We start from the raw sequence: 14265 nt of genomic DNA, 5'->3' as shown, positions 1-14265 counted from the left end.
GTGCCTAGTATTGAAAACACGGTGGTGCTCTGAAACATGCATCTTCAAGTTGACTGGATAAAAGCTAACCTCGCCGTGACCTAAAGTATCGCCCTAACAGGGCTAAAATACGTGTTGGTTTATGTTTTTGTTTCCAAACACCTGCCGCGTATTTGTTAGCTTCAAGCATGGTTGGGTAGGCATGTACAGTACCAAGGATTTTATTCAGGCCTAGGCCATGTTTCATCGCCAGCACAAACTCGCCAATGGTCTCTCCTGCATGCTGGCCGACAATCGTTACGCCTAAAATAGTGTCTTTATTCGGGATGGTTAACACTCTTACTAGCCCTGTTTTTGCACTGTCAGCGATAGCTCGGTCTAGCTCATCTACGGCAAACTCTGTTAGTTCATAAGGAATATTTTCTGCTTTAGCACGTGTTTCATTAATGCCCACTTGGGCGATGGGTGGATCACAGTAGGTAACACTTGGTATCACACGATAATCCGCTTTGAATTTCTTAAAGTGGCCAAATAAAGCATTGACACTGGCATACCAAGCTTGATGGGCGGCAAAATGCGTAAACTGCATGGGACCGGCGACATCACCAACAGCAAAAATGTTGGGGTACTGCGTGCGTAGATAGGGATCAAGTTTAATGGTGCCGTTTGTTTCAAGGTTGATACCTAAGGGCTCTAATCCTAATCCTTCGGTATTGGCTTTACGTCCCACTGCAATTAATACCTTATCAAAGCTAAGGCGTTGCTCCTCTTGTGATGTTTGATAGTGCGCCCATTGGCCGTCAGCATCGCGACTGAAATGATTGAGACTGGTATTTAATAAACATTGGATCCCTTCTAGCTGAAATTGCTCGAGCAGTATGCTGGATACGCTAGGATCTTCTCTGGGCAGCAATTGTTTTGCGATATCTATCAGGGTTACTCTTGAGCCGAGGCGGGCGAACGCTTGAGCTAATTCACAGCCAATAGGTCCGGCGCCGACCACCAAGAGACGCGGCGGTAATTGTTCAAGTTGCCAAAGACTATCAGAGGTTAAGTACTCAACCTGATCAAGCCCCTTAATCGGAGGCACAAAAGGTTTAGCGCCAGTGGCGATAATAATATTTTCCGTTAGCAGTGTTTGCCCATTTAGCTCGACAGCATAAGGCGTTTTGATGGTTGCTTTGCCTTGCAGACAATTTACGCCTAGCTTGCTATAACGCTCAATGGAGTCGTGTGGCTCTACTTGTTTGATCACATCATGAACTCGGTCCATCACGGCTTTAAAATCGACCTTACTTGTAATAGGTTCAAAACCAAGGCTTGCTGCTTTATTTAACTCGGCGGCAAAGTGTGCGCTGCGTAGCAAAGCCTTAGATGGCACACAGCCGGTATTTAAACAATCGCCACCCATTTTATGTTTCTCAATAATCGCAACTTTCGCGTTTACGGTGGCTGCAATATAACTACTGACTAAGCCGCCAGCACCAGCACCTATCACCACTAAGTTGTAGTCAAATTTCTTCGGTTTCGGGTAGGGCTTATAACGATTATATTGCTGATATCGATTGATGCTCCACCTGATTAAATGGGGCAGTATGGCTAATAACGCAAAAGCAAACCAAAGTGAGGGAGAGGCAATATCTTGGAGCGAGCTAATCTTGCTGAGCTCGGTGCCGGCATTCACATAAACCAAGGTACCAGGGATCATCCCCAATTGGCTAACCCAGTAAAAAGTACGGGTTTTAATTGAGGTTAGCCCCATTAATAGGTTAATTAAAAAAAACGGTACCACAGGCAACAGTCGCAAGCTCAATAGGTACTGAGCTCCTTGCTTTTCTACCCCTTGATTAAATTGAGTTAACTTATGCCCCCACTTTGCTTGCAGCCGCTCCCTAAGCAAGTAACGCGCGACTAAAAAGGCCAAGGTTGCACCTATTGAGCTGGCAAATGAAACAATAATAAAACCTTCAACTAAGCCAAATAGTGCCCCTGCGAGTAAGGTGAGTACTGCTGCGCCTGGTAATGAGCCTGCGGTAATCAGCACATAAGCGGCAAAAAATCCCAAGGCGTAGAGTAGGTGTTGCTGCTCTACCGCTTGTTGTAGTGCAAGGTGTTGCTGCTGGATATAATCTAACGTGAGGTATTGATTAAGCCCTAAAGCAAAAAATAGTGCAGCTAAAACTAATATTGCGACAAGCAGTAACCACTTATTTATCTTCATCATTTTGCTCCGGAGGGCGAATGTGGCAAAAACCTTGTGCAGGAACATCAAGCGCAGCATTAAACTTGGCAGACATATTTTGAAACGCAATAAGGCCTGTCAGATCGACGATGGCTTTTTCATCAAACCATGTTTTCAATAGTTCTACTTGTTGATTCGTCACGCTTTTACTGTTGTCTGACATGGATTCTGTATAATCGAGTACCGCACGCTCTTGATTGTTGAATATAGTGTGGTTTCGCCAATCCTTGAGCGCCATCACTTTGTCCTCTGAGCCTGCGCGTTTGGCTAAGGTCATACTATTGATATCAATACAAAACTGACAGTGATTAATTTGCGATACTCGCACAGTTATCAGTGAGCGTAACACCGCATCGATAGGTGAGCGTTTACGGTTAATCACACCATATAATGAGGCGACAGTGGCAAATAGCAGGGGGACTTTGCCCCATAATAGGCCTGGAGTGAGGACTTGACCGTAATTCTTTTTTTGTAACCAAAAAAAGGGTTTGATCCAAAAGGGGTAACTTTTTATTGGATCCGGTGACACGCGCATGGCTAACCTCCATTAATAAACGTAGCTTAATCGCTGCCAACCTTTTCGGCAGGTTTAAGAGTGAGTATAAGTTGAGACCGTCATTTCTTGGGAATAATTTCACTAACATTCAGTATTGCTTAAAGTTTCACCACTTATAAATAGAAGTAGTCAAGAATATTGAAATGAGAAGGTTAATATTAGAATTGGGTGTTAAGTTAATTAAGCTTTTTCAGTGTTTGTAATACACTCTTATTTCATCTGGTTGGTTTTCTAAAAATGTTTAGATAGGGTAAATATGGTTTTGATATTGCGCTTTGCTATTTTCATGATGGCACTGTTAATTAGTGCTACTGTTTCGGCTAAAGTTGATCTGACAATAGAAGGCGTAGAAGGAGAGTTGGCAGCCAATGTTGAAGCCTATTTGTTATCAGTAGCAGAGCCAAAAGGGAAAAATTTAGGGGCCTATCGAAGCAGTTTAGAAACAGAAGCGAGCAATGCACTAAGGGCGTTAGGTTATTACCACTCAGATATAAAGTTAGATGTGAGCTTAAAAGATGGGCAGGTGGGTAAGCTGAAAGTGACAGCATCTATTACTGCAGGTGAGCCTGTGATAGTCAAAGCCCTTGATCTCAAGCTAATGGGCGAAGCCCGCCATGATGAAGAATTTTTAACTTTTGCAAAAAAACTCCCGTTGCAGGTTGATAAGCCACTTAATCATGGCGTTTATGCGTCGGCCAAGTCAAGTATCACAAGTATGGCACTGCAACGGGGCTATTTTAATGGCAAGTTTGTTAAGTCTAGCGTTGAGGTTGAAGCCAAGGAAAATAGAGCAACGATTGTGCTTTGGTTCGATTCTGGGGTGCGTTATCGCTATGGCCCGCTGGTGTTGACTCAACCATCGCCTGCTGAGGAGTTGGTGCGTAGTATGGCGAGTTTTACTCAGGGGGATTACTACCTAACTACCCAAGTTGCTCAATATAGCCTACAAATCAGCGATAGTGGTTATTTTAAAAATGTGTTAGTGCGCCCAAATATTGAGAAAGCCATTGGCAATCAAGTGCCTATCGAAGTAACAGTGGGCTTAAAACCGACCAATAGTTTTGAAGTTGGTGCGGGTGTAACAACAGACAATGGACCAAGAGTTAAATTCGGCTGGTCGCGCCCTTGGGTGAATGATTGGGGTCATAGTTTGGGTGCCGATTTAGAGTTGAGTAAGCAATCGCAAATCGTCTCAACCTATTACAAAGTTCCTATAGATGACCCCAATTGGAGTTATTTAAATATACAAACGGGCTACCAGCGCCTTGACGAGAATGATACTGAAAGTACTAAGTTCACCCTTGGCGTACAACGATTTTGGAAAACGCCTAGTAAATGGGATCGTACCGCATTTATTAAGTACGATATCGAAGACAGTACTCAAGGTAATCAAACACTAAAAACCAAGCTAATTATTCCAGGACTCTCTTATAGTCGTACTCGAGTTCGTGGTGGGCTCAATGCTGTATGGGGAGATAAACAGCTTATTTCAACGGAAGTTTCTAGTAAGTATTGGGCCTCCGATGCAGATATTTTTAAGGTGTACGGACAAACAAAATGGCTACGCTCCCTTACTGAAAAACACCGTGTACTAGCGCGTTTAGAGCTAGGTGCTATCGCTGTTGATTCCATTAAAAGCGTGCCTTCATCAATGCGATTTTTCGCTGGTGGGGACCAATCCATCCGTGGTTATGACTATAAGTCGATCGCGCCAAGAGACGATGATAATAAGCTTATCGGAGGCAAGTACTTGACGGTGGCGAGTTTAGAATATAGTTATCCGGTAAAGCCCAATTGGCGCATTGCCACCTTTATTGATGGCGGCACTTCTACTAATGACTTTTCAGAAGACCTGCAATATGGCACCGGGGCAGGTGTCGCTTGGGCATCGCCGATTGGACCAATTAAACTGTTTCTCGGTGTACCACTAAATAGTGAGGAAACCGCGGTGAGATTACATTTCTTGATGGGGCCAGAACTATGAGGATTTGGTTACGTCGAGGCTTACTTTGTATTTTATTACTGCTTAGTTTATTGATTGCCTTACTTTTATCCCATCACGGCAATGTGTTATTGATTAATCTAGCTAAACACTTTGTACCGCAGTTAGAGCTTGAATTAGATGAGGGAGCATTATTATTTTCCCCAAAATTATCTGGTATTGCCTGGCAAGATGAACAAGTCGATTTAATGATAGACCAATTGAGCTATCGATTTGATTGGGGCTGTTTAGCCAAAGCGATTTGTGTTGATGGGCTGACAGTAAAGGGTGTTGATGCGAACTTTCACCCACTGCAAACGGCAGAGCCTGCGCCAACTAGCAGCGGAGGGCTACCCGATTCAGTTGCTATTCCGATAGGATTGCGTATTGAAGGCGTTGATATCTCGGATGTTTCCTATCAACAACCTGGGTTAGCGGTGAATTTAAGCCAGCTTTTATTTTCTGCTCAGGTCAACCAACGCGGTGCGACGCTATCGCCAATAGTCAATGGCTTAACGGTTAGGCTAACGCCAACTGAGAATGCTGCTCAGGCCGAGCCTACCGTCTCTAGCACACCTACTAATAAAGAGGCGTTGGTGCTACCGACCTTGAAAGCGCCATTACCTATTCACATTCCGCAATTGAGTTTATCGCAATTCACTTTGGAACAAGGCGAAACACCATTCCATTTGACGCGTTTTTATATCTCAGTTAGCTGGGTAGAGCATGAGCTCACTGTTGAAGATCTTGAGTTAGTGTTACCTGAGCTAAGTGCAAAATTACAGGCACAGGTTAGCTTGCGTAATGATTGGCCATTAACAGCGGATCTCTCCGCCAAATTATTAGCCGACCCCTTTTTAGATGGGCAGTTAGTGGGGCAGAAACTTCGTCTTAGCGCTGCAGGAGACACCAAGAAGCTGAGCACAGATCTTACTTTAACTGGGCCCGTTAAGTTGAACCTTAAAGGATGGTCAGCCCCCTTAAGTGCGCGTATTGATCATCAACAAGCGCTAACTTGGCAGAAGTTGCAATGGCCATTAACGGGAGCGCCGCAGTTTACCCTTAAGCAAGGCGAGGTTAATTCGAAAGGGAACCTAGATAATTTTAACGTTAATCTTGCCACGTCAGTTTTCGGTGAAGGCTTGCCGGATGTTGATCTTAGCGGTCAAGTTCAAGGTAATTTAGAAAAAATAAATGTTAAACAGCTGCTGGCAAAAACCTTATCTGGAGAGGTGAGCTTAGTGGGTAAGCTTGATCTGGCTGATCAGTTAGCTTGGCGAGGAGACCTAGATTTAAGCAATATAGATAGTACCAGCTATTTTCCTGACTACCCTGCACAATTAAATGGTCAGCTAAGCCACAGTTTTGTCCTGCAAGGTTCACATTGGCAGTTAGGAGTGGAGAAGTTAGACCTGCACGGTAAGTTTATGGAGCAGCCGCTAAAAGTCGCAGGTAAAGTGTCGGGCAATGATCGCCTAGAATGGAAAATAGATAACCTCGTGGTTATCAATGGTAAAAATCAGGTCACTGCAATGGGTCATATTAAAGATAAAGTCGACTTACTATTAAATATAAATGTACCGGATATTTCTAGCTCCCTGCCGGACATTGCTGGTAATTTACAGGGGGATGTTAAGGTCGCGGGAGAATTAACTGCGCCTAAGGTTAATATTGATCTCACCGGCAACAAGATTGTACTGGGCGAACTTTCCTTGGCTAGCTTAAGCCTAAAAGCCGATGTGTTGGCCAGTAAGCAGCCTTCTGGTCACGCAGATCTTGAAATCAAGCAATTAAAGCAGCCTGGTATCGACGTTGATATGCTGCGATTAACTGCGTCAGGGTCTGATCTATCGCATCAGGTTACCCTTAAGGTCGATGGCCAGCCTGTAGCGACGGAATTAGCGCTGTCTGGCCGCTGGCAAAATCAAGGCTGGCAGGGGCAATTACAGCAAGCGTGGTTTAGTACCATTGAAGGGCGCTGGCAGCTAGATCAACCCAGCCAAATCAGTTACCGCAATAAACAAGTGGTGTTAGCTAAGCAATGTTGGTCATCTGCGCCCAGTTTATTTTGTCTTCAGCCAACGAAAGCGGGCGAAAGTGGTGAAACAGGGCTGGTGGTTGAGCATTATGATCTCGGCCGCTTACAGCAGTTTTTACCTGAGTTAATGAAGTTGCAAGGCGTGATACAAACGAACGTGACAGCCAAGTGGACCAAGGGCGCTAAGCCAACCGCACGTTTCGATGTTAATAGTCGCGATATCAATGTGACTTTTCTTGATGATAATAGTCAGGAGCATGCCATTCCCGTAACGACCTTAACGTTGACAGGTGAGCTAGATAAAACACTAGCTAAGTTCGTGCTTAATCTAGATACCGATAAGCTAGGTAATGCAGATATTGACTTAACCTTACAGCCATATACGGCAGAAAAGTTGTTACAAGGTAAGTTCTTTTATCAGGGCTTAAATTTAAAAGCGCTACATTACCTCGCCCCTAATTTAGATGAGTTAGCGGGGGATGTCTCCCTTGATATAAATGTGAATGGTCCGCTCAAAGCGCCGATTGTAAAAGGGATCGCTCAGTTAAAAGATGCGGCACTAGGTGGTGGCAGTGTTCCTATGTACCTTTCTGACCTGAATACAGAAATCAAGCTAAATGGTACTAAAGGTACGGTTGCAGGTGGTTTTAACACCGGCGATGGATCTGGACAGATCGATGGCGCATTTGATTGGCAGAAAGGACTGAACGCTTGGATTACACTTAAGGGGGATAGGATTGAAGTAGACTACCAATCACAAGTTCAGTTATTTATTTCACCGGATTTGAAATTTATTTTAGATGATAAAAAAATGGATTTAACCGGCAATATATTGGTCCCAAAAGGGATGATTGCGGTGAAAACCTTGCCTCCTAGCGCAGTATCGATTTCGGATGATGTAGTGGTGGTGGATTCCGGTACAGCAATTGATGAAGCCGCTAATCTACCACTGAAGATGAAATTAGGAGTGCAGTTAGGTGATGATGTGAAAATTGACGCATTTGGCCTAAAGTCGAATCTAAAGGGACAGCTCGCTGTAACAAAAAAAGTTGATGGGCCTATTCTGACTAACGGTAATATTCGTTTGGTGAATGGCTCATATCGTGCTTTTGGTCAAAATTTGCTTATTAGGAAAGGAGTACTCTTGTTCTCTGGACCTCCGGACCAACCTTACCTATCAGTGAATGCGATTCGTGATCCAGCCCTCATTACCGATAACGTAACCGCTGGGATCAAGCTAGAAGGGCCTGTATCGGCGCCTGAGATCACTATTTATTCTACCCCTGCGATGGACCAACAAAATGCATTATCCTATTTGTTACGCGGCAAGGGAATCGACTCTCGAGCAGGTGATGACTCGATGATGACGTCTATGTTGATAAATTTAGGCGTGGGCCAAAGTGCTGACACTGTCAGTCAAATTGGCGAAGCCCTAGGGGTCAAAGATTTAGCGCTCGACTCCAGTGGTAGTGGTGATAATTCACAATTGAATATTACCGGTTATATCTTACCGGGTGTACAAATTCGTTACGGTATTGGTCTATTTTCATCGATGACCGAAATCGCCTTACGTTATGAAGTCATGCCTAGACTCTATTTAGAAGCGGTGAGTGGTTTATACAGTGCATTTGACGTGTATTACCAGTTTGATTGGGATTGATTAGATATACCAGAATAATGCTCACCCCCCTTTGAGGGGGGGAGATCTTGATGGTTAGCACTACTCTCCTAGGGCTAAGCCTTCACGGCGTGGGTCTACCCCGGATTCAATGCCTTGGTCGGTAATGACAAAGCCATGTAAGCCACTATTAAGGTCTTTCTCTGTGGTGTTATAGCCAAGTTTGATTAGTTCAGTTTTGAGCTGCTTGCTTGATGTTCCTTGCTCTAATTCAAAGGTACCTGATTGGTTGACTAAGTGGGGTAGCTCGATAGCTTGTTGCAATGGCATGCCCCAAGTAAGGTGGGCGATCAAGGCTTGACTGACATAATTGATGATGCGGCTGCCGCCCGGCGAGCCAAGTGCTAGATAGGGTTTATTATGCTTGAACACTAAGGTGGGCGACATAGACGAACGCGGCCGTTTATTGGCTTGCACTCGATTGGCGATTGGCTTGTCATTCGCCTTGGCTTGGAAAGAAAAATCGGTTAGTTGATTGTTTAGTAAAAAACCGCCTACCATTATTCTCGCGCCGAAGGCATTCTCGATGCTGGATGTCATGGAAACAATATTACCAGCTTGGTCATGGATCACTAAGTGGGTTGTTGAAGGTAAAGATTGACTGGTTTGTATTCCCCAACTTTGTGCTTGTTTGGCTAATAATTCTGGTTGACCAGCGTTTACCTGAGGTAATGCGACTTTTGACTGCTTAATTAGCTGCGCGCGCTTTTCTAAATAGTCGGGGCTAAGTAATGCTTCACTGTTATTTTCTACAAAGTCTGGGTCGGCCATGTATTTGGCGCGATCAGCAAAGGCAAGGCGGCTGGCATCTCCAATAATACGCCATGCCGATGCGCTATTGGCAGTATATTGCGCAATGTTAGCACGCTCACTAAGGGCTAAAATTTGACCAACGGTTAGGCCACCTGATGAAGGTAATCCCATGCCGCATACTTGGTAATCCTGTTGGTATTGCACGCACGTATTTGACCGCGTTTTTATTTGGTATTGAGTTAAATCCGTTAAACTGAGTAACCCTGGGTTAGTGGGGTGGTTTTGCACTGCTTTGACGATTTGGTTGGCTAATATCCCTTGATAAAAGCCATTGCGGCCTTGCTCTGCGATGATTTTTAAGCTCTTCGCGTAGCTGGGGTTTTTGAGGATGTATCCCGCAGTAATGGGTTGGTCAGCGGCATCAAAAAAGTAAGAGCGGGTACTTGGATGTTGTTTTAGACGCGCTTGATCCATTGCGACTAATTGAGCCAATCTAGGCGATACTTGGAATCCTTGTTGGGCGAGTTGGATGGCTGGTGCAAATAACTTAGGCCAGGGTAATTTGCCGTATTGCTGATGAGTTTGCCACATCAGGTCAATGACTCCCGGCACCCCAACAGATCGACCTCCAACCACGGCATCGAAAAAGCCCATCGGCTTTTGGTTGGCGTCAATAAAAAGCTCACTTGTAGCTTTGCTTGGCGCTGTTTCTCTGCCATCAAAGCTAAGTAACTGCTTACTTTTTTGATCGTAATACAATAAAAAAGCGCCGCCACCAATACCTGATGATTGTGGCTCAACTAAGCCGAGAACCAGCTGTGCGGCGATCATCGCATCAATGGCGCTGCCACCTTGTTTAAGTATGGCAAAAGCTGCTTCACTGGCATGAGGGTTTGCAGTGACTACCATGTGCTTCTTAGCTATTACCAAAGATTGAAATTGATTACCGGTGGCCGCTTCAGGTGCGATTTGATCGCTGACTTGTGAAGTCGCAAAAGCCGACATGGGCAATAGCAGGGAAAGCAGGAGGATAAAGCTTGCTGGTTTCATCTTCGTTTTTTCCTAAACGTAAATTGGGTACAGCTAGCTGAATTTATACAGGTAATTCAGCATTGGCGAGTGTTGCTAGGGTCTGTTGATCTTTCGTGATTATTTTTGCAGCGAATTGTTGGGTATTTATACAAGGCAGCGCTTTTGTGGTGTAGCTAGCTACACGAAAAGGCGATAACGCAGTAGAAATACCCAACAAACGCTGTCCTACGGATTCGGCTAAAAGCGTTTTGCCCATCGTTGAGCAGTATTTACTTAGAATGCTAAGCTACACACTGCTCGCCTTGCTCAAAACGCTTTTATCTCGAACAAAAATTAACCAGCAAAGATCAACAGACCCTAGTTTAGGCGAGAAATTTGTAATAAGGAATATTGGCCTTGGGTTTATGCACCAAGGCCGATAATTAAATTAGTGTTGGTGTGCTGCAGGCTCCTTTTCAATGCCAACCCATGCGATATGGGCGGGTGAAAAGGCCAGTGCTAGCTGCTTAATAACCGCTTCGCTCGTTAAGTCAACGGTGAGCAGGTTATTGTTGACCGGATCGGAAATATAAACGTGGGCTTGACTGCCTGATGATGTGATGTTGAATTTTTGCCCAGAGTTTAAGTTTGGCACGCTATCTAATACTTTAATATAAGCGACGCGCTTAAAATCCTCTTCAATTTCATATACACCTAGATAACCTTTGCTATCAAGCATTAGGAAGTGTGCTTGATGGTGATCAACCCCATAAGCTAAAAAAGTCGTTTCTGGCTGATCACGCCACAGAATTTCTGTCATCAGGTTATTTTCTGGGTCGACCAAAAATGCTTGTTGGGTTCTGGTTAAACCAAGAAACTTGTCATGTTTGTGGCTACCTTTCAACGTACCTATGCGAGTATCGACCATGGTGGCTATGTTGGGGATTTTGATTGCACTGAATTCTTCCCCAACTTGCTTGATGGCTAACACGCCATCTTCACAGCCAAATACTGTCCAATGGATACCCTGCATACTGCCATGCAGCCCAGGGCAAGATTCCGTAATGGTTTTTTCCTCATGGTAATGATCATTATGTTGATGCATTACTACGACTTGGTCTGGTAGTGATGTTGTCGCTACGTCGCTGCGAAAAGTCGTCAGTGCAAACTCTCCTCTCAATTGCGCCGTGCCGTGCATTGCCTGTGTAAAGTCATGACTTGCTAGTGCTTTAGCTTGCTTGATACTGCTATCTGTCAGTACTTGGAACCCAGCATTGATACCTGCTCCTTGGTCACCATCAAAAAACAGTGATGCGGCAGTGGATGATAAATCAAAGTGGGTCGGTTTCGCTTGCTCTATTGAAAATGAATGCAGACTGGGGGCTTCAGGTTGACTCCCTAATAGGCCTGAGTCAATAAACTCTACTTTGTCTTGATTACGTTGGATGGCTACAACATAGCCAGATTGTGGGCTTCGATAAAGCGCACTCGCGGGGTTTTGCAAGCTTATATCGGCTGCAATATTACCTGAGTCTAAATCTAATAGTCTGACGTTTGTTTGGTCTGCCTCTGCAACAGCAAGGCGGCCATAGGATAAAACTGGCGCGCTAGTTGGTGCGGGATCCGGCTGACTTGGCGCGATAGTGGGAGTTGGGTTTTGGCCACTATTGTCGCTGCCTGCGACATTACTGCCATTGCCACATGCAACCAGTAATAGGCTAATAGGCAGGGCAAGCAAAGGTTGCTTTATATATGCAGCTAAAGGGGTATTGGGTTTCATACAGAGTTCCTAATATTGTGAATATTAATTGTTATCATTAACTTGATTTAATGAAATGTTATACTATAACATCCAAGCTTCGCAAGCGGATCATTCGCAATTTTTTTGAACTCGCCCCTTTCATTTGAGACGTTTTTTAAATGTAAGGTGCTGATATGGAATTAAAAAATGAAGGTTAAGTGGTTAATAAATGCAGTGGTTATGGGGTGTTCTGGTAGTGTTTTTGCTAATACTGGCCCTATTATTTCAGGCCCCGATGTGAGTGTTGTACTCGATGGTTTTTACCAAGATGGGCAGCGAGCTTTTTCTCACCGTGATGAAGGCTTTGGCTTAGGTCATACAGAATTAGGCCTAACGGGCAGCGTTGATGACAAATTTCGCGGTGTGCTAACTGGAATATTTGAGTCACATCATGGCAGCACAGAAATAGAGCTTGAAGAAGCGTTCATTGAGACCTTAGCTTTACCTGCAGGATTAAAAATAAAAGCGGGACGGTTTTTATCTGAATTTGGTTATTTAAATAGTAAACATACTCATGAGGATGCTTTCACTGAACGGCCAGGTGTTTACCGCGCTTTACTGGGAAGTCATTATTTTGATGATGGTATTCAAGTGAGCGCTTTATTACCAACTGAGTTTTACTTGGCGGTTTCTGCAGAAGCATTTTCAGGAAAAAAGATGGATGCTGGCTTTGACGATCCCGCTACAGTTGGTGTGGTTGCAGGCAAAATAGAAACGGGTAGCGATATTGGGGATTCAAATAGCTGGATGTTAGGCCTCAGTGTTTTGCGAAATGGTAATGGCCATATGCAGTTTGGTGAACATGATCATGATCATAGTGAGCATGAGCATGGCGGTCATGATCATAGTAGTCATGATCACGGCGAGCATAACCATGGCCCTGCATATACAGGCCGTATGCTTTATGGCGCCGACTTGACGTGGAAATGGGCACCGCAAGGGAATTATAAATATCAAAATTTACGTTTCACCGCAGAATACCTGTATCTAGATGATCTTTATGATGAACGCTTTAGCAGCTTAGACGGCGCACCGAGCTCACTGTCGGGGTTCTATGGTGCTTTCGTGTATCAATTTAATCCAAACTGGTCTGTCAGTTCGCGCTACAGCCAATTTGATCATATGAGTAATCATGATGTACATGGACATGGTGATCACGCCCATGGCCATTTTGTAGATGAACAGCTGAAAGAGATTGATTTTGCTATCGCATGGCACTCATCGCATTTTGGTGTTGTGAGAGCACAAGTGAGCCAGCAAGATTATTTAGATAAACGGGATAATATTGTTTCTTTGCAATACATCATGACTTTCGGAGCGCACGGTGCCCATGCTTTTTAACTTAACTCGATTGACTGGCTGGTTATTGGCACTGCTTAGCTTACCAGCACATGCTTTGACTATATTTGCTTGTCAGCCTGATTGGGCGTCCTTGGCAAAAGTACATGCCCCTGAGGCAGAGGTGTTTAGCGCGACCACAGCGTTTCAAGATCCGCATTTTATTCAAGCCAGGCCGTCCTTGATTAACAAAATGCATCAAGCTGACTTAGTTATTTGTTCAGGCGCTGAACTTGAAGTGGGGTGGTTGCCTGAACTACAAAGGCAAAGCCGTAATGCCAAGGTGAGCCCTGGAGGTGAAGGATTATTTTTTACTACCGACTATGTCGCAGTGCTAGATAAACATGATCACGTTGATCGCTCGATGGGGGATGTGCATGCAGGTGGCAACCCCCATGTGCAGTTTGCGGTTGCGGATATGATAAATATATCTCAAGCACTGTCTGAGAAATTGCAGCAACTTGACCCAAAACGAGCAGCGCAATATTTGCAAGCAGGTGAGGCGTTTCGTCAGCGCTGGGCGGCGAAAATGTTGATTTGGAAAAATAAGGCTCTGTCTCTAAAAGGGAAAAAAGTAGTCGGTTACCACGCCACCTATCGCTATTTATTTGCTTGGTTAGGGATGACACAAGTTGCCGATTTGGAGCCTAAGCCTGGGGTCTCGCCAACAACCGCTCATTTAACTCAGCTCGCGAAGCTTGATCCGGGTAACATTTATGCCATCGTTTATGCTTCTCATCAAAATTCGCAAGCCGCGAAGTGGCTAGCAGGACGCACTCAGTTACCCATGATCGTGTTGGCGCAAAGTGTTGGTGGTAACGAGCAGTCTTATGATCTGATAACGCTAATTGATAACAGCATCAATTTGTTGTTAGCAAAGCATTAAGG

Annotated in this window: 8 protein-coding genes; 4 read left to right on the top strand and 4 right to left on the bottom strand. The window is 44.5% G+C overall.

The genetic code is table 11. The annotated features are described in order from the left end of the window. Window positions 1-64: 64 nt before the first annotated feature. Window positions 65-2200: an FAD-dependent oxidoreductase gene (locus Q4519_RS12765; protein ID WP_303512773.1), complete on the bottom strand. Its 2136-nt coding sequence runs from the start codon at window positions 2198-2200 to the stop codon at window positions 65-67. After that, on the bottom strand, window positions 2187-2756 hold the full coding sequence (locus tag Q4519_RS12760; protein ID WP_303512771.1) for a carboxymuconolactone decarboxylase family protein: 570 nt from the start codon (window positions 2754-2756) through the stop codon (window positions 2187-2189). Before Q4519_RS12760 ends, Q4519_RS12765 begins: the two co-directional genes overlap by 14 nt. A gap of 277 nt (window positions 2757-3033) precedes the next feature. On the opposite strand from Q4519_RS12760, the gene Q4519_RS12755 reads away from it, so the two are divergent. Both Q4519_RS12755 and Q4519_RS12750 read left to right on the top strand, forming a co-directional pair. Next, window positions 3034-4761 carry an autotransporter assembly complex family protein gene (locus Q4519_RS12755; protein ID WP_303512768.1) on the top strand — a complete coding sequence of 576 codons (1728 nt, stop codon included), beginning with the start codon at window positions 3034-3036 and terminating at the stop codon, window positions 4759-4761. Next, complete coding sequence (locus Q4519_RS12750) at window positions 4758-8456, top strand: translocation/assembly module TamB domain-containing protein (RefSeq protein ID WP_303512765.1); 3699 nt, start codon at window positions 4758-4760, stop codon at window positions 8454-8456. The genes Q4519_RS12755 and Q4519_RS12750 overlap by 4 nt, the downstream gene beginning before the upstream one ends. A gap of 60 nt (window positions 8457-8516) precedes the next feature. Here Q4519_RS12750 and ggt read toward each other — a convergent pair whose 3' ends face one another. Both ggt and Q4519_RS12735 read right to left on the bottom strand, forming a co-directional pair. After that, window positions 8517-10277, bottom strand: coding sequence for a gamma-glutamyltransferase (ggt, locus tag Q4519_RS12745; RefSeq protein WP_303512763.1), 1761 nt, complete (start codon window positions 10275-10277; stop codon window positions 8517-8519). Window positions 10278-10686: 409 nt separating this feature from the next. Then, window positions 10687-12018 carry a hypothetical protein gene (locus Q4519_RS12735; RefSeq protein WP_303512760.1) on the bottom strand — a complete coding sequence of 444 codons (1332 nt, stop codon included), beginning with the start codon at window positions 12016-12018 and terminating at the stop codon, window positions 10687-10689. 168 nt (window positions 12019-12186) lie between these two features. On the opposite strand from Q4519_RS12735, the gene Q4519_RS12730 reads away from it, so the two are divergent. Together Q4519_RS12730 and Q4519_RS12725 are read left to right on the top strand one after the other, a co-directional pair. Next, window positions 12187-13380, top strand: coding sequence for a hypothetical protein (locus Q4519_RS12730; protein WP_232803644.1), 1194 nt, complete (start codon window positions 12187-12189; stop codon window positions 13378-13380). Beyond that, window positions 13370-14263 (top strand): metal ABC transporter solute-binding protein, Zn/Mn family, encoded by an 894-nt coding sequence (locus tag Q4519_RS12725; protein ID WP_303512757.1) that lies wholly within the window; start codon window positions 13370-13372, stop codon window positions 14261-14263. The genes Q4519_RS12730 and Q4519_RS12725 overlap by 11 nt, the downstream gene beginning before the upstream one ends. The last annotated feature ends 2 nt before the right edge of the window (window positions 14264-14265 follow it).

The organism is Motilimonas sp. 1_MG-2023, from assembly GCF_030547455.1.
In the GTDB taxonomy this organism is placed as follows: Bacteria; Pseudomonadota; Gammaproteobacteria; order Enterobacterales; family CBDFNC01; genus Motilimonas.
This window is presented reverse-complemented; position numbering and strand designations above follow the sequence as displayed.